The sequence below is a fragment of the Novosphingobium sp. HNCC26BN242 genome (genome assembly GCF_057180525.1).
Map to the genome: position 1 here is coordinate 243,573 of NZ_JBXUGM010000001.1, position 17,427 is coordinate 260,999.

10 protein-coding genes are annotated in these 17,427 nt (G+C 61.4%); 7 read left to right on the forward strand and 3 right to left on the reverse strand.

What is annotated here, in order from left to right; genetic code table 11:
- Nucleotides 1-76 precede the first annotated feature (76 nt).
- From AC2A1F_RS01175 to AC2A1F_RS01195, 5 genes are all read left to right on the forward strand, one after another.
- Complete coding sequence (locus AC2A1F_RS01175) at nucleotides 77-2,878, forward strand: TonB-dependent receptor (protein ID WP_484206955.1); 2,802 nt, start codon at nucleotides 77-79, stop codon at nucleotides 2,876-2,878.
- Nucleotides 2,879-3,061: 183 nt separating this feature from the next.
- Nucleotides 3,062-4,507: a tryptophan halogenase family protein gene (locus AC2A1F_RS01180; protein ID WP_484208138.1), complete on the forward strand. Its 1,446-nt coding sequence runs from the start codon at nucleotides 3,062-3,064 to the stop codon at nucleotides 4,505-4,507.
- On the forward strand, nucleotides 4,504-6,324 hold the full coding sequence (locus tag AC2A1F_RS01185) for an alpha-amylase family glycosyl hydrolase (RefSeq protein ID WP_484206956.1): 1,821 nt from the start codon (nucleotides 4,504-4,506) through the stop codon (nucleotides 6,322-6,324). Before AC2A1F_RS01180 ends, AC2A1F_RS01185 begins: the two co-directional genes overlap by 4 nt.
- Entirely contained in the window at nucleotides 6,321-7,943 is a 1,623-nt protein-coding gene (locus AC2A1F_RS01190; RefSeq protein ID WP_484206957.1) for an alpha-amylase family glycosyl hydrolase, read from the forward strand. The genes AC2A1F_RS01185 and AC2A1F_RS01190 overlap by 4 nt, the downstream gene beginning before the upstream one ends.
- A 472-nt stretch (nucleotides 7,944-8,415) precedes the next feature.
- Nucleotides 8,416-8,868: a tRNA (cytidine(34)-2'-O)-methyltransferase gene (locus tag AC2A1F_RS01195; RefSeq protein WP_484206958.1), complete on the forward strand. Its 453-nt coding sequence runs from the start codon at nucleotides 8,416-8,418 to the stop codon at nucleotides 8,866-8,868.
- A gap of 14 nt (nucleotides 8,869-8,882) precedes the next feature.
- Here AC2A1F_RS01195 and AC2A1F_RS01200 read toward each other — a convergent pair whose 3' ends face one another.
- From AC2A1F_RS01200 to AC2A1F_RS01210, 3 genes are read right to left on the reverse strand one after another with little or no spacing between them, the layout of a single operon-like run.
- Nucleotides 8,883-9,437 (reverse strand): RidA family protein, encoded by a 555-nt coding sequence (locus tag AC2A1F_RS01200; RefSeq protein ID WP_484206959.1) that lies wholly within the window; start codon nucleotides 9,435-9,437, stop codon nucleotides 8,883-8,885.
- Nucleotides 9,438-9,462: 25 nt separating this feature from the next.
- On the reverse strand, nucleotides 9,463-9,921 hold the full coding sequence (locus tag AC2A1F_RS01205; protein WP_484206960.1) for a c-type cytochrome: 459 nt from the start codon (nucleotides 9,919-9,921) through the stop codon (nucleotides 9,463-9,465).
- Between the two features lie 12 nt (nucleotides 9,922-9,933).
- Complete coding sequence (locus tag AC2A1F_RS01210; protein ID WP_484206961.1) at nucleotides 9,934-11,526, reverse strand: flavin monoamine oxidase family protein; 1,593 nt, start codon at nucleotides 11,524-11,526, stop codon at nucleotides 9,934-9,936.
- A 411-nt stretch (nucleotides 11,527-11,937) separates the two neighbouring features.
- Here AC2A1F_RS01210 and AC2A1F_RS01215 point away from each other — a divergent pair, with 411 nt between their 5' ends.
- Both AC2A1F_RS01215 and AC2A1F_RS01220 read left to right on the forward strand, forming a co-directional pair.
- Nucleotides 11,938-15,000: a type ISP restriction/modification enzyme gene (locus AC2A1F_RS01215; protein ID WP_484206962.1), complete on the forward strand. Its 3,063-nt coding sequence runs from the start codon at nucleotides 11,938-11,940 to the stop codon at nucleotides 14,998-15,000.
- Nucleotides 15,001-15,421: 421 nt separating this feature from the next.
- Nucleotides 15,422-17,404, forward strand: a complete 1,983-nt coding sequence (locus tag AC2A1F_RS01220; RefSeq protein ID WP_484206963.1) for a S41 family peptidase — start codon at nucleotides 15,422-15,424, stop codon at nucleotides 17,402-17,404.
- Nucleotides 17,405-17,427 lie beyond the last annotated feature (23 nt).

Consider the following 17,427-nt stretch of genomic DNA (forward strand, 5'->3'; position numbering starts at 1 on the left):
CTGTCCAACGTCACTCCAACAGGGACTGGATATGTTGGTTGCGGTTGCACGCGCCAACGCTTTGAGGGGGTCAACAATGACACGTCACAAGAATCTTACCGGCGGGATCAGCTTTGTCGCGCTGGGCGTGGCTTTGGCTGCAAGCCTGCCGATGGCCGCGCTTGCACAGGACGCCTCCGGCACGGCGACGGATGAGGCCGCAGCCGAAGCAACGGCTGAAGAGCCTGGCATCATCGTCACCGGCTTTCGTCAGGCACTGCAAACCGCGGTAAACCTGAAGAAGGAACAGATCGGCATTGCCGAAGCGTTCTCCGCCGAAGATATCGGGAAGCTGCCCGATGTGTCGATTGCCGAAACGCTGGGCCGCTTGCCCGGTCTTGCCGTGCAGCGCATCGATGGCCGCGCGCAAAGCCTTTCGGTCCGCGGGCTTGGCCCCGATTACTCCTCGTCGCTGCTCAATGGCCGCGAAGTAGTGTCCTCGGGCGATAACCGCGCGGTGGAATACGACCAGTACCCATCGGAACTGATCGATCAGGGCGTTGTCTACAAGACACCTTATGCAGGCCTGATCGGGCAGGGCCTTGCCGGCACGGTCGATCTGCGCACCATCCGTCCGTTGTCCAAAAAGAAGCGCATCGTGGCGCTTTCGGCCCGCGCCGAAGTGAACGAAGACGGCTCGCTTAACCCCGATGTGCGCGGCTATGGCTATCGCGCTACCGGCACTTATGTTGATCAGTTTGCCGATGACACCATCGGCCTTGCGCTCGGCCTGTCCTACCAATCGAGCCCCAGCCAGGTGGAGCGGTTCCGCGCATGGGGCTACCCCAACGATGCCGGGTTCACCGTGCTGGGCGGGATGAAGCCCTTTGCCAAATCGGTCTTGCTCAACCGTCTGGGCGCGTTCGGTACGCTGGAGTTTCAGCCCAGCAGCGAATGGAACAGCTCGATCGATGTGTTCTATGCCGATTATAAGGAAAAGCAGCCACAGCGCGGCATTGAATTCCCGTTCAATCCGGGTTGGGGGGCAGGCACCACGATCTCGGCCAATTCCGGTGGAGCATTCCCGGATTCCGTCACGTTCAGCGGCGTCCAACCCGTGGTGCGCAATGACTTCGACCGCAAGGACACGACCACCTTTGCAGCCGGTTGGAACACCAAGTACGAAAACGATGATGTGATCCTGACGGCGGACGTTTCCTACTCGATGTCGGATCGCCGCCTGCAGCAGATCGAGAGCTATTCCGGCCTCAGCTATGCGGCCAATGCCACCGCGCCTTCGGACGTGGTCACCGCGATCCGCACCGACAAGGGCTTTCCTTTCACGTTCACCAACGTGATCAACTATGCCGATACCAACCTTATCCAGTTGACCGATCCGCGCGGCTGGGGCGGTGGTATCGTGCAGGCCGGCTTCATCAACGACACCGAAACCCGCGACGAACTGTGGACCGGCAAGCTGGAAGCGGTTGGCAAAGTCGAAAGCGGGTTGATTGATCGCCTCGTGGTTGGCGTTGCCTATGCTGATCGCACCAAGGCGCGCGATATCACGCAAAACTTCCTGAGCCTGAGAGGCCCTTCGGCCAACGTGGCCAACGGGGCAACCACCCGGCTGCCAATTCCACAGGAAGCCTTGCTAGGGTCGGCTAATTCTCTCGCGTTCCTGGGTTTTGGCCCACAGGTTGCCTATGACCCCTTCGTGCTGCTGAACAACGGCACCTACATTCGAACCGGAGTGGAAAGTTCAAGCCTCCCGTTCCCCGGCGACTGGACGGTCAAGGAAAAGGTCTTCACCGGCTATAGCCGCGCCGATATCAAGACCATGCTTGGCGGCATGGATCTGACCGGCAATGTCGGCGTGCAAGTGGTGTTCACCGATCAGTCCTCGCAAGGCTTCAATTCGCCCGGCGGCGTTGGCAGCGTGCAGACGCCCGTGTCGGAAGGTGAAAAGTACAGCAATGTCCTGCCCAGCCTCAGCCTGAACCTTGCGCTGAACGAGGAAATGAAGCTGCGTTTCGGCGCGGCGCGCACCCTGGCCCGTCCCCGCATGGACCAGTTGAACGCATCGCAGAACGCATCGGTCTCCAATTCGCCGCTGCTTCCGCTCAACACCATTTTCAGCGGTAGCGGCGGCAACCCGCGCCTGCGGCCGTACCTGTCTGATGGGCTCGACCTCAGCTATGAATGGTACTTCGGCGGCGAAGGCTATCTGTCGCTGGCAGCTTACTACAAGCGGCTCAACGATTTCGTGAACCCGAATGCGTCGGTCACCCGCGATTTCTCCTACCTTGTGCCGAGCCTTACACCGGCGCAGCAGCAGGCGTTTCTGGCCACCGGCAGCAACACAACCGGCTTTGTCTCCGGGCCTGACAACACGGCCAAGGGTCGCATCTATGGTTTCGAAGCGAGCCTTGCCTTGCCGTTCCGCAGCGTGGTTCCGGCGCTCGAAGGCTTCGGCTTCCAGTCCAGCGTATCCTACACCAGCAGCAAGCTGACGATTACCGACCGCCAGTCCGGCAATACTTTCACCGCCACCGTGCCGGGTCTGTCGAAGTGGGTAGTCAACTCCACGGTCTACTTCGAAAAGTCGGGCTTTGAATCGCGCCTCAGCCACCGTTACCGGTCAAGCTATCTGGCAGAATTCATCGGCATCTCGGCCAGCCGCGATTTCCGCCAGACTTTTGCAGAATCGATTTTCGATGCGCAGATCGGCTATCGCTTTGGCGAAGGCAGCGCTCTGAATGGCCTGTCTGTGACCTTGCAGGCGCTGAACCTGACGGACGAGCCCTTCATCAACTTCGCCAATCAGGATCCCGCGCAGATCATCGACTATGAACGGTATGGCCGCACCTATCTGCTGGGCGCTTCCTACCGCTTCTGAACACCCGTTGTGTAGCGACGGATCGGCCCTTCCGGTCCGTCGCAACGTTTGGCACAGAAAGACGGGCTTGATCCGCACGTGCGCCAAGGCAACGATACCGCAAACTGGCGGGAGAGGTTTGTGGGCACTCCAGAAAATGGCGGCAGACGGTTTGTCATAGCGGGCGGCGGAACGGCCGGCTGGATGGCGGCCGCTGCGCTCTCGCGTTTTGCCCCTGCGGGCACACGCATCGAACTCGTTGAAAGCGAGGCAATCGGTACGGTCGGCGTGGGCGAGGCGACGATCCCGCAGATCCACCTGTTCAACGCAGCGCTTGGTCTGGATGAAGCAGAATTCCTGAGGGAAACAAACGGTTCGTTTAAACTGGGCATCGAGTTTGCAGGCTGGCGGCACGAAGGCCACAGCTACATGCATGCCTTTGGCAACATCGGGCGTCCAGTGGGGCTCCTGCCCTTTCAGCACTATTGGCTGCGCGCCAAACAACTGGGCTTTGCCAAACCGCTGCAACGCTATTCGCTGAACGAACTGGCCGCGCGCACAATGCGGATGCAGCGGGGCCGCCGCACGCCGCAATCGCCGGAACTGGCCTATGCCTATCACTTCGATGCCGGGCTCTATGCCGCCTACTTGCGCCGCCATGCGCAGGCGCGCGGCGTTGTTCGCACCGAAGGGCTGATCCAGTCGGTTGAGCGCGATGGTGAGAGCGGCGATATTACCGCACTGGTCCTTGATGGCGACCGCCGGATTGCCGGGGATTTCTTCATCGATTGCACCGGCTTTCGCGGCCTCCTGATCGAAGGCGCGCTGGCAACCGGGTTTGATGACTGGACGCACTATCTGCCGTGTGACCGGGCCGTGGCAGTGCCGTGTGCAGGCGGGGGTGATTTCACGCCCTACACGCGTTCGTCGGCGCGCAAGGCCGGGTGGCAATGGCGCATCCCGCTGCAGCACCGCATCGGCAACGGCCATGTCTATGCCAGCGCGCTGATGTCTGATGACGAGGCGGCGGCGATCCTGCTCGCCAATCTCGATGGAGAACCGCTCGCCGATCCGCGCCCGATACGTTTTATCACGGGCATGCGGCGAAAGCATTGGAACCGCAATTGCCTGGCCATTGGCCTTGCCGCCGGGTTCATGGAGCCGCTCGAATCCACCAGCATCCATCTGGTGCAGAGCGCAATCAGCCGGTTTCTGACGATGCTGCCCACAGGCAAATCCGATCCGGCCATGGTCGATCATTTCAATGCGCAAGCGCAGTTTGAATGGACCCGCATCCGCGATTTCATCGTCCTGCATTATTGGGCGAACGAACGGGTGGGCGAACCCTTCTGGGATGCGATGCGCGCGATGGACCTGCCCGAAACGCTGCAGCGCAAACTGGCGCTGTGGCGCGCCAGCGGCTTCATCCATCGCGAACACGAAGAACTGTTCACCGAAGTGGGCTGGTTCCAAGTGCTTGCCGGGCAAGGCGTGGAAGCGAGCGGCTATAACCCGATGGCCGATGCGCTGAGTGCGGCTGACTTGCACGACTTGCTGGGCCTGACCGAGGCGGAGCTGGTGGAAGAAGTGCGGCAGATGCCCCGCCATATCGAAGCGCTTGAACAGATCATGCGCGGGGTTGCAGCATGAGAAGCCTCATCTCCGGGCTTTGTGCAGCGCTGCTGGGCGCCAGTGCGGCAACGGCGCAACCCGTTTCCGATTATCGCGCTCGCGATGCTGCTGACGAACTTATCTATTTCGTCCTGCCCGACCGGTTCGAAAACGGTGATCCGTCGAATGACCGAGGCGGCCTCAAGGGCGACCGCCTGACCACTGGCTTCGATCCGGCGGACAAGGGCTTTTACCACGGCGGCGATTTCAAGGGCTTGCAGGCACGGCTCCCCTATCTGCAGAAGCTCGGGATCACCGCGCTCTGGGTCGCGCCGATCTTCAAGAACAAGCCGGTGCAGGGTCCGAAGGGACAGGAAAGCGCGGGCTACCACGGCTATTGGGTAACCGACTTTACCCGCCCCGATCCGCATCTGGGCACTGAGGCCGAATTTCAGGCGCTGGTCGCAGCCGCGCATGGCATGGGGATGAAGGTCTATATCGACATCATCACCAATCACACCGCCGATGTGATCCGCTACGCGGAAGGCGAGGCAGCAGGCTACGCTTATCGCTCCCGCGCCGATTACCCCTATTCGCGCAAGGGCGGGCTGACCGGAGCCGCGATCAATCCGGGCTTTGCCGGAGATCAGGACAGCAGCGCTGCAAACTTCGCCAGATTAACCGACCCGGCGATTGCCTACACGCCCTATGTTCCGCCAGCCGAACGCGGGGTGAAAGTGCCCGCGTGGCTCAACGATCCGCTGTTCTATCACAATCGCGGCGATTCTACCTTTACCGGGGAAGATGCCCGCTTCGGCGATTTTTCTGGCCTCGATGACCTGTTCACCGAACATCCGCGCGTACGCGAAGGGATGATCGCAATCTACAAGGACTGGATCGACCGCTACCAGATCGACGGCTATCGCATCGATACCGCGCGCCATGTCGATCCCGGATTCTGGCAGGCCTTTATCCCTGCGATAAAGACCGCCGCCACCGCGCAGCAATTGCCAAACTTTGCCTTGTTCGCAGAAGTTTACCGCACCACACCCGATAGCGGTTACATTGCACAGTATACCCGGCGCGATCAGTTGCCCGCCGTGCTCGATTTCGCCTTTCAGGCCGCTGTCCGCGATGTTCTGGGCAAGGGCAAGGGCACCGTCATGCTGGCAGAGCTGTTCGATGGCGATGTGCTCTACGAAGGAGGCGAGGCTGCGGCGCGCCGCCTACCCACCTTCCTTGGCAATCACGATATGGCCCGGTTTTCCACGCTGGTGAAGGAAGACCGCCCCGGCATTTCCACCGACGAACTGCTGGCCCGCGTCACGCTAGGCCACGCCATGTTGCTCACCCTGCGCGGTGCGCCGGTAATTTACTATGGCGATGAGCAGGGCTTTGTCGGCGATGGCGGTGATCAGGCCGCGCGCGAAGACATGTTCCCTTCGCGCGTTCCATCCTACAACGACAACACCCTGATTGGCACAAGTGCCACCACCGCCCGCAGCAACTTCGATGAAGCGCACCCGCTGTTCCGCACCATCGCCAGCCTCAGCGCCATACGCGGGGCTCATCCTGCTTTGACACGCGGTCAGCAGATCGTGCGCGATTATGCGCAAACGCCGGGGCTGTTTTCGGTCTCGCGGTTCGATCCCGAAACGCGCGCCGAGATCTTCATCGCCTTCAACACCGCCGATCATCCGATCACTGTTAACAGCACCATCGGCGCAACCGTGAAACATCTTGAAGCCTTGTCCGGCCCATGCCCTGCTGCAGTTTCAGCACCCGGCAGCGTGCGCGTTGCGCTGCCCGCATTCGGCTGGATGGTGTGCCGCGCCACAGGAACCTCGAAGCCATGAATACGCATACCCTGCTCGATCCGAAGACCGCCACCTTGCAGCACCGCTGGTGGCAAGGCGCAGTGATCTATCAGATCTACCCGCGCAGCTTCATGGACGCGAATGGCGATGGCATTGGCGATCTACCCGGCATCACCGCACGGCTCGATCATGTGGCGCGGTTGGGCGTCGATGCCATCTGGATTTCGCCGTTCTTCACCTCGCCGATGAAGGACTTCGGCTATGACGTTTCGGATTATTGCGATGTCGATCCGATCTTCGGCACGCTCGCCGATTTCGATGCGCTGATTGCCCGCGCCCACGATCTGGGCCTGCGCGTGCTGATTGATCAGGTCTATGCCCACACCTCCGATGAGCACGCCTGGTTCGTGGAAAGCCGATCATCCCGGCACAATGCCAAGGCTGATTGGTACGTCTGGGCAGATGCCAAGCCCGATGGCTCACCACCTTCGAACTGGCAGTCGGTGTTTGGCGGGCCAGCATGGCGCTGGGATGCCCGGCGCGGGCAGTATTACATGCACAATTTCCTCGATAGCCAGCCGCAGCTTAATGGCCACAACCCCGCGGTGCAGGAAGCGCTGCTGGGCGTGGCCCGGTTCTGGCTGGATCGCGGCGTCGATGGCTTCCGCATCGATGCTCTGAACTTTGCGATGCACGATCCGGCTCTGCGCGACAATCCGCCTGCCCCAGCTACCGACCGGCCACGCACCCGCCCGTTCGATTTCCAGCTCAAGCGCTACAACCAGTCGCACGCTGATATCGGAACCTTCATCGAACGCATCCGTGCGCTGACCGATCAGTACGACGGCATCTTCACCGTGGCCGAGGTGGGCGGGGATGAGGCCGATGCGCAGATGAAGGCCTATACCCACGCCGAAACGCACCTCAATTCCGCCTACGGTTTCGATTTTCTCTATGCCGAACGCCTGACGCCGGGGCTGGTCAAGGCCGCGCTTGCCGGATGGCCCGCCACGCCCGATACCGGCTGGCCAAGCTGGGCCTTCGAAAACCACGATGCACCCCGCGCCCTGTCGCGCTGGGTATCGCCCGAACATCGCGATGCCTTCGCGCGGCTCAAGGCGCTGTTGCTGGTGTGCCTGCGCGGCAATGCGATCATCTATCAGGGCGAGGAACTGGGGCTGGAACAGGTCGACATTCCCTTTGCCCAGTTGCAAGACCCCGAAGCCATCGCCAACTGGCCCCTGACGCTCTCGCGCGATGGGGCCCGCACCCCGATGCCGTGGGTGGCAAGTGCAGCAGATGCCGGGTTCGGATCGGACAGTCCGTGGCTGCCGGTGGGGCAGGCCAATCTGGTCCGCGCGGTCGATGTGCAGGATGCCGATCCGCAATCACTGCTGGCTTTCACGCGCCAGTGCATCGCGCTGCGCAAGGCGCATGCGGCGTTGGCGATTGGCGAGGTGTCCCGTTGCGATACTGAGGCGGACTTTCTGCTGATCGAGCGCACCGTGCCCGGCGAGACGATCCGTTGCCTCTTCAATCTCGGCAAAACGGCCATTGCGGTGCCTACCCATGCCCGTGTCGGCAGCGTTCTGATGTGCGTCAATGGCGCCAGTGCCCAAAACCTTCCCGCTTTCGGCGCGGTAGTGCTGCGCGGTTGAAGCCAAGGAGCGCCCGACCTAACAAGGGGCATCCGTCCGCCAGCCAACTGTAACAGAAGTATGTTCCATTTTGTACGATGTCTTCCGAGAAGGAGCTGTCGATGGCGAAGGTATGTGCCAATGGTAGCCTGACGCGGGATAATGCGCATCCCGCACGTGGATTTGCGCCTCGGCAACATGGCGACCAAACGCAGATGTGCCCGCAATTGCGCGGCGATTCCCGAAGATGCGGCCCGGAACTGGGGATTCAGGCGGCACTGGGCCGGCCTGCTCGGTTTGCAAATCTTTGCGCCCGAAACCTGTCTGCCCCATGCTGTTGCGGCCACACCCGAAGAAGCCCGCGCCCTGTCCCGTTGATGCTCGATCCCCAAGGCAGCAGCCTACGCTATCTGTAGTTGAGACGCGCTTGCAGCCGTTGACCAATGGCACGAACAGGCTTGCGCCAAGCGCCCCGTGCCGCCAATCAGCGCCGATGCGAATTGCCCTTTATGAGCCCGAAATCGCCGGAAATGTCGGCGCTGTCCTGCGCCTTGGCGCGTGCTTCGGCACGCCGGTGGACCTGGTGGAGCCGATGGGCTTTGTCTGGGATTATCGGCGCGTGCGGCGCACGGCCATGGACTATATCGATCACGTCGATGTCACGCGCCATGCCGATTTCGCGGCCTTCCGCGCCAGCCTTGGCCCGCAGCGGGTGATCCTGTTCACCACCAAGGGCAGCCAGCCGCTGTATGACTTCACGTTCCGGCCTGATGATGTGCTGCTGTTCGGCAAGGAAAGTGCAGGGGTGCCTGCTGCGGTCGCGCAGGCCTGTTATGCGCGGGTGCTGATCCCGATCCGGCCAGAAGTGCGCTCGCTCAATCTGGCCATTGCTTCTGCCGTCGCCCTGGGAGAGGCGTTGCGGCAGACCAATGGCCTGCCGCGCTAACCGCCCCTGTAAAATTACATTTTCTTCTTCTTGCCCATCGGCGCTGCCGGAACCTTGGCCGCCGTCGCTTCGATCTCGATCAGGAACTGCGGCCCGGCCAGTGCCGCCACCTGCACGGTCGAGCGTGCGACGAGGTTGGGATTGGCCGCCGTGCCGAAGAATTCGCGATATCCGGCGTTGAACCCGGCAAAGTCCATCTTTCCGCCCAGCTTGGGATCACCCACCACGAACACGGTCAGCTTGACCACATCGGACATCGCGTAGCCCTGCTTGGCCAATGCTGCTTCGATCTTCTTGAACGTGCTGACCGTCTGCGTCTTGGTATCGCCATAGGCTTCCATGCCTTCGGTCTTGGCGGGATCGATCGGGCTGGCAAGCTGCCCGCTGAGCATCAGCCATTCGGCATCGGCAGGCACGGTCACTCCGCTCAAGATAATCGCGGGTGCCGGATTGGTGTGGCGCACGATGGTGCCGGCATGGGCAGCCGATGCACCCAGCCCAGCGGCCAGCATGGATGCGGTCAGCAGCGCTGCAGCCTGCAGGGTTTTGGGGAGCTTCATCATCGTCATATCCTTTCCTCTAAACTGATCTTGCTCAGCGCACCGCGCTCACTTGCGCTGCAGTCACCTTGTCACGATACTTGTTGCCAAAATTGGTGCGCACATAATTAACGACACTGGCCACCTGCTCGTCCGTCATCATCCGGCCAACGCCGGGCATACCGTGCATGCCCTTCACCACGACATAAACCGCATAATCGCCCGATGCGATGTTTTGATTGCGGGCCAGCGCCGGATAAAAGCCTGCACCTTGCGCGCCCTTGCCATCGGGCATGTGGCATCCGGCGCAGACCCGGCGATACATTTTCTCGCCATCGGGTTCGCCAAACTTGAATGGCGATTGAAACGCCCCGTCTGCGTCGCCTGCAAAGGCCGAACCCGGCTTTCCGCCACGCCCTGCAGCGTCTGCTGCCGTCTGCGCCACTGCCGATGCGGTCATGCAACCCAGCGCCAGCGCTGCTGCTGCGCCCAGAACCATCGATCCCTGCTTCATCGTAAAGCCCCTTTAGCCCGCCATGACCCGCTGGTGCAGCCGCCCGATGACATCGAGCGCCGACGTAATGCCGCCTTCCTGCCAGGCGGGAATATAGGACGCATGTTCGCCTGCCAGCATGATGCGCCCGTCGATCTGGCACAGGTTCTTGTAATGCTCGGCGCGCATCTCGTCGGTCCATTGGCCAAAGCAGCCTTGCGTCCACGGCACGCGGTGCCACCCCACGGCAATGCCGTTGAGGAATTCGTCCTTGTACTGCGGATGGATGCGGCTGCCCCATTCCACCGTGCGCGCCACGCGCTCTGCCGGGGGAAGCGAGGTGAATTCGAACGCGAAGGCGCCAAAGCCATAGGCCCCGAGCAACGAAGCCGGTCCTGCCGAGCCATACTTGGTGCTGGGATAGCTGATCTGGCCAATCGGCAGGTCGGTCATCGTGATCCCGCCATAGATCTGCTCGTCCTGTTCCCAGAACCGGCGTTTGAATTCCAGCCCGACTTTCAGCGATGCGGCATAGGGCACCGTGCCAATCGCAGCTGCCATATCCGCGCCCACGTTCATCTCGATCTGGCTCAGGATCGAAAGCGGGATGGTGCAGATGCACCAATCGGCCTGCGCGGTCAGCTTTTCGCCGGTCTTCGTGTCCACATAGGATGCGGTCACGCCCTTTTCGTCCTGCTTGATCGCCGTGACCTTGCTGTTCAGCCGCACCACGTCGCCGACCTTCTTGGCAAAGGCGCGCGGGATCATGTCCATGCCGCCCACCGGCTGGAAAATCGCGGTGTGGTGGGTCGTGTCCATGCTGTCGGTGATGTGGCTCCACATGCCCGATCGCAGCACCGTTTCAAACGTCATCGGCTCCGATGCAATCGGTTCGGCGGTCAGCCCGCCGCCCGGCCCTTTGGCCCAGCCGCGCCGCACGCTCGAAGCTGGCCCGGTGACATAGCGGAAATCCTTGTCGAGCGCGCCGATCTCGCGCAGCGCCTCCAGCAGGATTTCGCCGTCTTCCTTGGTCACCGTATCGGCCAGCGCATCCTTCTTCACCGCCTTGACCAGCAACTCGCTGACATGGCCCATGAAGTCTGCCTGAATATGCCGGAACCGCTGCGGCTTGCCGTCAAAGGCCTTCGCGGAATGAATATAAGCGTTGTAATTCAACTGCATGAACGGTTCGAGCGCCACGCCCAGTTCATGGCAGTAATGCATGATGGCATAATGATTATGCGGGATGCGCCATGGGCCGGGGTTGATGTAGTTCCCTTCGGCAAAGCCGCAGTTCTGCACCGCGCCGCCCAGTTCGGTGTATGTGTCACCCCCGCGCAGCGTCCACGACCGCCCACCGACCTTGTCGTTGTATTCCAGCACCTGCACCTTGTACCCGGCGCGGCGCAGTTCATAAGCCGCAGTCAAACCGGCCACCCCGGCACCCAGGATCAGGACCGAGGCACCCTTGGTTCCTCCATCAAGCACAGGCACACCCTTGAAGGGGGAGGCATGGGCCTGACCAAGGTTGGACATGGCAAAATACATCGCCGCAGCCCCCCCGGTGCGACCGATGAGGGCAAGGAGATCGCGCTTGCTCATCGGCAGCGCTGCTTCAAGTGTCATCCAATAGTCCTCTGGATGTGTGTTCCGGCGGCGTATGCCCGGAAGTTTCGTGACTGCGCTCTTGTGCGCCGCGGGCGAATACGATGAACGGCGCAGATTGCCTTGAAAGGCGGATCCTTATGGCAAAATTCGGCAGGATGCCGGGTGAAGAAAAGCACTCTTCACCCGGCCTTCTTGTTCGCTGATCAGAAGCGTGCCGAAGCGCGCACGTACCAGAAGCCGCCCATTTGCCTGATCGGTGCCGTATCCGCGTAGATCGAGCCGTTCAGTGCGCCACCGGTTGGCGGATGGATGCTACGCGTTCCTTGGCCAGCTTAGCACGCACTCACGCATCAACTTGATCTGGCTCCAGATCCTCTCTTGCCAGCATCCTGCGGGACGGCCAATCATGCCAGCAACAGGGGAACTTGCATGAGCCGTGCTAATATCAACCACTACCGGCGCACGCTGGCCGAACAGCATCGCGTCACCGGCAGCCTGAATGAACGGGTGCTGCGCAAGGCGTTCGCCGAACTGCTTGAACGCACTGGCCGCGCGCACGATCTGGTGTTTACCAATGAATGGGAGGGGCGCGGCCCACGCGGAAACAACATCGCGGTCGATGGTGCGCTGATCCCGCAGATTCTGCGCAAGCCCTTCGGATACTGGGAGGCCAAGGACAGCAAGGACGATCTTGACCGCGAAATCCGCGACAAGGTCGCCAAAGGCTATCCTGACGACAACATCATCTACGAGGATACCCAGTCCGCCATCCTGCGTCAGGATGGGCGCGAGGTCATGCGCATTTCCCTGTCGGATGACGAAGCGCTCCTCAGGCTGATCGAAACCTTCTACGCGCACGAACCACCTGAACTCAGCGAATTCAAGGCGGCTTCTGCAAAGTTCCGCGCCGATCTGCCGCAGGTGCTCCAAGCGCTCGAAATGGCCATGGCCGAGGCCGAGGCCCGCAGCACCGCATTCACCCGCGCGCTCGATACCTTCCTTGAACACGCCAAGCAGGCAATCAACCCGGCGGTTACGCGCGACGACGTGCGGAAGATGCTGATCCAGCACATCTTGACCGAGGAGATTTTCACCAGCGTCTTCGATAACTCGCAGTATCACCGCGAAAACAACATCGCGATCAAGCTGGGAGAACTGGAGGCCAAATTCTTTACCGGCGCGCTTCGCCGGGCGACCACCGATCTGCTGCGCCCCTACTATGGCGCGATCCGTGCCGCTGCTGCGGGCCTTGCCGATCCGCGTGCCAAGCAGGATTTCGTCAAGCGGCTGTATGAGGACTTCTACAAGTCCTATGACCCCAATGCCGCCGACCGGCTCGGCGTGGTCTACACCCCCGGTGAAATCGTGCGCTTCATGATCCGCGGGGCCGAATGGCTGACCGAAAAGCACTTCGGCAAGACGCTGGCTGATGAAGGCGTCGAAATCCTCGATCCCGCAACCGGCACCGGCACCTTCATCGTCGAACTGCTCGAACACATGCAGGGGGCGGGCAAGGCGCGGCTCAAGGCCAAATACCTGAACGAACTGCACGCGAACGAAGTGGCGATCCTCCCCTACTACGTCGCCAACCTGAACATCGAGAACACGTTCGCCGTCCTCAACGGTGGCTATGAGGAGTTCCCTGGCCTCGTCTTCGTCGACACGCTCGACAATACGGCGGGCCTTGCGATCTACGCCGGGCACCAGCCAGACATGTTCGGCGGCACCAGCGATGAAAACCTTGAGCGGGTGAAGCGCCAAAACTCGGGCAAGATCAAGCTGATCATCGGCAATCCGCCCTACAACGCGTGGCAGCAGGATTATAACGCGCGCAATCCCAACCGGCCCTATCGCCGCGTGGATGAACGGATCGGCCAAACCTACCGCCACCACAGCACCGCGCAGAACACCAATTCCCTGTCAGACATGTATGTCCGCTTCTGGCGCTGGGCATCGGATCGGCTGACAGAAGACGGGGTGATCGCCATGGTCACCAACCGCAATTTCATCGAGAAGGTCGCCTTCGACGGGTTCCGCAAGAGCATCGCCGAGGAGTTCGCCGAATGCTGGCTGATGGATCTGGGCGGTGACGTGCGCGCCAATCCCAAGCTCAGCGGCACCAAGCACAATGTGTTTGGCATCCAGACCGGCGTGACCATCGCGTTCATGGTGCGCCGCAAGGCGGCCAAGGGGTTCAAGCTGTTTTACGCCCGCCGCCCTGAGGACGAGACTGCATCGGAGAAGCTGGCTTATCTTGATGGCGTCGAGGATTTTGACCGCTGGCAGGTCGAGCCGATGACCCCGGACGCCAAGGGCAACTGGCTGTCGAGCGAGAGCGCGGAATGGAGCAGCTACCTGCCGATCGCCGATCCCACCAAGGGGCTTTTGGATCGTGATGGTGCGAAGGTAGAGGCGATTTTTAGGGTTTCATCGAACGGCATTAAGACGCAGCGCGATGAGTGGGTGTGGTCACATGATCGTCGGTCTTTGCGCCAAAAGGTAAAGGCGCTTGTAAGCGGGTACGAGGCGGCTCGACTCGGAAAGGAAGGTCCGTCCATCAAGTGGGACCGCGAGCTTGATCGTTATCGAGAGAAGGGCATTGTTAAAGTTCATTCGAAAGAAAAGGAGCAGCTTGGGCAGTTTCGACCATTCATCAAAGAATGGTTGTATCTTGACCTTCACTTCAACGGCATGACCTATAAGTGGCCATCACTAAGTAAGGCCAATGAAGATAATCCATCCATCGCGTTCTTGGGGATTGCATCCCAAAATGAGTTCGCCACTCATGCTACAGCGAAGATATTCGACTTAGGTTTTTTAAAGGCAGGCAATGGGGGTACCGCCGGCGTCACCCGCTACCGCTACCTCACCTCAGGCGAACGTGTCGACAACATCACCCCCTGGGCGCTCAAGCAGTTCCGCGCGCGCTACCCCGATGACGCAATCACGCACGATACGATCTTCGCCTACTGCTACGCCGTCCTCCACGATCCGCTCTACCGCGATCACCACGCCGACGATCTGCGCCGCGAATTCCCGCGTGTGCCGCTCTACCCTGATTTCGCCCAATGGCTGGCATGGGGCGAGGCGCTACTGAAGCTGCACATCGGCTACGAGAAGGTGAAGCCCTGGCCAATCACGCGGGTCGAGGCCGACAAGGAACCCAAGCCCGGCGCCATGGCGCGCCCGATCCTGCGTGCCGTGGCCGAAGCAGGCGAAGTCATCGTCGATGCGCAGACCAAGCTGACCGGCATCCCGCAGGGCGCATGGGATTACCGCCTCGGCAACCGCAGTGCGATTGACTGGGTGCTTGATCAGCACAAGGAAAAGACGATCAAGGACCCGACCGTCCGCGAAAAGTTCAACACCTACCGCTTCGCCGACTACAAGGAGAGCATGATCACCCTGCTCGCCAAGGTGGTGCGGGTCAGCGTGGAGACAAACGCGATTACCCACGCCATGCGGACGCTGGACCGAGGGAAGGGCGCATGACCTTCGTCTGGCGTGTTGTCACGTCCATTTGGCAATCGCGGCGACCTTGCCGTCAAGTCCAAGCCGAGAAGGCGTTTCGCGCAGAGGCCGGCATGAAAGCAAAGATCGCAAAGAGGTTGGAGCAACGGCGAAGCCGTCTCATGAAACCGGAAGACGCGGCCTTCGCAAGGCCATGAGCGTGATAAGACCTGCGGTTCCGCGCTCTATCTCTGCGCCCTCTGCCTCCTTGGCGCGAAACCCTTTTTCCTTGATGAAATGGCGCTTGCAAGATGCAAAAAGGTCCGCTGATCATACATGTTTTGTCACGAAGCGCACCGATCCCATTCGCCATGTTTTCTAATCTGCAAAGTTCGGGCATGGACCCGCTGCTCCGGCGCTTGGGCCACAGGGGGCAGGTCACCGACCGACTGGAGCGATTCCGATGAAGCACTTTACCCTTGCCGCTGCGGCGCTCCTCGCCCTGCCGTTTCCCGTTGCTACAGCAGCCGCCCAAGCTGCCGAACAGGCCTCAGACGCTGCGCGCTACACGCCGCGCGTGCTCACGGCGCAAGAGGCCACCCGCGATGTCGCCCTGCTGCGCCGCGCGCTGGAAACCGTGCATCCCGGCCTCTATCGATACAGTGCCAGGACCGTGATCGATGCGGCCTTCGCGCGGCTTGAAGCTGCCGCCGCCGCACCGATCACCGATCTTGCGCTCCATGCCGAGGTCGCCAGCCTGCTGGCCGCAATCCATTGCGATCACACCAAGGCCGAAATGCCCGATGCGATCACCGCATTCCGCACCGCCAACCCCACGCACTTGCCGTTGCGCTTCCAGCTGATCGAGGGGCGGATGATCGTGGTGGCCAGCGATGCGCAGTTCGGCGCGCCGCCGGTGGGGAGCGAAATCGTGTCGATCAACGGCAGCCCGGTGCCCGCTCTGCTGCTGAAACTTGCGCCGCTGGTGTCCTATGATGGCACCACCGATCATGCGATTGCCGCAAAGCTGGCCGACGACAGCGATCTGATGGGAGATGATTTCAACGAGAATTACCCCACGCTCTTCGGCTTTCCCGAAAGCTGGCAGATTGCGTGGAAGCCGGTTGGCGGCACCGTCACCACCATCGCCAACCTCAAACCCATCCGCTTTGTGCAATGGACCAGCCTTGCCGCGCCGGGTGCAAAGTATCGCAGCGAATTCTATAGCAGCACTACCTGGCGGCTGAATGGCAAAGTCGCGCGGCTCGGGATCGATACGTTCGTCAACTATCGCAATCCGGTGCAGGCCACCGCTTTCCTCAGCGGGTTCTTTGCCGCCATGAAAGAGGCGGGGACCGAACACCTGATCCTTGATCTGCGCCGCAATGGTGGCGGGTCAGAGGATGTGCCGCTCGCGCTCGGGCGCTATCTGATCAACAAGCCATTCCTGTGGGCCAAGCCGCAGCGGCTGAAGGCGGTGCGCTATGGCGATTTGCCGCAATACATCAGCGCATGGGGAGATACCGAAGCGCTGTTCAACGCGCCGCTCACCCAGTTCACCCGCACGCCTGATGGCTGGTATGATCGCATCCCTGTGATGAGCGGCAGCAAGCTCAGCGATTCCGACACCCGGTTCGAACAGCAGCCCGTCGGCGAAAACCGCTTTGCCGGGCGTCTGACCATCCTCAGCGGCCCACGCGCGGGATCAGCCACCACCATGGCCATCGCGCAGCTGAAGGAAAAAGCCGGGGCTACTGTCATCGGCGAAGACAGCGGCGGCAGCGCCGAAGGGCCAACGGCGGGCCGCATTTTCCTGCTGAAACTCCCTGTCAGCGGCATCAAGGTGCGCGTGCCCGAAGCGTGGAACCGCACCGCCATTGCCAGCTTCGTGCCGGGTAAGGGCGTGGCAGCCGACCAGTTGGTCGTGCCTACGGTCGCCGATTTTCAGGCTGCGCGAGACCGCACGGTAGGCGTGGCGCAAGGCCTGTTGTCTGTCCCGGCCGATACCGCAGCGGTGGTGGCCAAGGCGCTGGCGGGTGACTGGTCGGGTACGCTTGATTACCGCGACTATACCAAGGACACACGCGAAACTCTGCCAACGCTGATGCAAAGCGATGGCAACGTGCTCTCGTGGACCTTCGACGATGGCCCCGGCAAGATCGTGCGCTCAGCCGAGACCTGGGTGTTTGACGCTGCGGGGCTGACGCTCGCCACCACCAGCGGCAAGAATGCGCCAGACCAGTGGCGCGTGGCCGAAGCGCGAGTATCCGCCGATGGCTTGGCGCTTACCGTCGTGCTTGATGGGGAAGGGCAAGAGGGCGGCCGCCCCGTCATCGCGCGCAAGATCCTGACGCGCGATGGCAACCGCCTGCGCATCACCAAGCAGACCCGCATGCCAGGCGAGCCGTTCCTGATGCGCCAAAGCTACGAACTGCAGCACCGCTGAAGTAAAAGTGCGCCAAGACTCGC

What these genes read in the sequence shown, in the direction of transcription:
- AC2A1F_RS01175 (WP_484206955.1), top strand. Translation starts at nt 77, where the DNA reads ATGACACGTCACAAGAATCTTACCGGCGGGATCAGCTTTGTCGCGCTG.
- AC2A1F_RS01180 (WP_484208138.1), top strand. Translation starts at nt 3,062, where the DNA reads ATGGCGGCCGCTGCGCTCTCGCGTTTTGCCCCTGCGGGCACACGCATC.
- AC2A1F_RS01185 (WP_484206956.1), top strand. Translation starts at nt 4,504, where the DNA reads ATGAGAAGCCTCATCTCCGGGCTTTGTGCAGCGCTGCTGGGCGCCAGT.
- AC2A1F_RS01190 (WP_484206957.1), top strand. Translation starts at nt 6,321, where the DNA reads ATGAATACGCATACCCTGCTCGATCCGAAGACCGCCACCTTGCAGCAC.
- AC2A1F_RS01195 (WP_484206958.1), top strand. Translation starts at nt 8,416, where the DNA reads ATGCGAATTGCCCTTTATGAGCCCGAAATCGCCGGAAATGTCGGCGCT.
- AC2A1F_RS01200 (WP_484206959.1), bottom strand. Translation starts at nt 9,437, where the DNA reads ATGACGATGATGAAGCTCCCCAAAACCCTGCAGGCTGCAGCGCTGCTG.
- AC2A1F_RS01205 (WP_484206960.1), bottom strand. Translation starts at nt 9,921, where the DNA reads ATGAAGCAGGGATCGATGGTTCTGGGCGCAGCAGCAGCGCTGGCGCTG.
- AC2A1F_RS01210 (WP_484206961.1), bottom strand. Translation starts at nt 11,526, where the DNA reads ATGACACTTGAAGCAGCGCTGCCGATGAGCAAGCGCGATCTCCTTGCC.
- AC2A1F_RS01215 (WP_484206962.1), top strand. Translation starts at nt 11,938, where the DNA reads ATGAGCCGTGCTAATATCAACCACTACCGGCGCACGCTGGCCGAACAG.
- AC2A1F_RS01220 (WP_484206963.1), top strand. Translation starts at nt 15,422, where the DNA reads ATGAAGCACTTTACCCTTGCCGCTGCGGCGCTCCTCGCCCTGCCGTTT.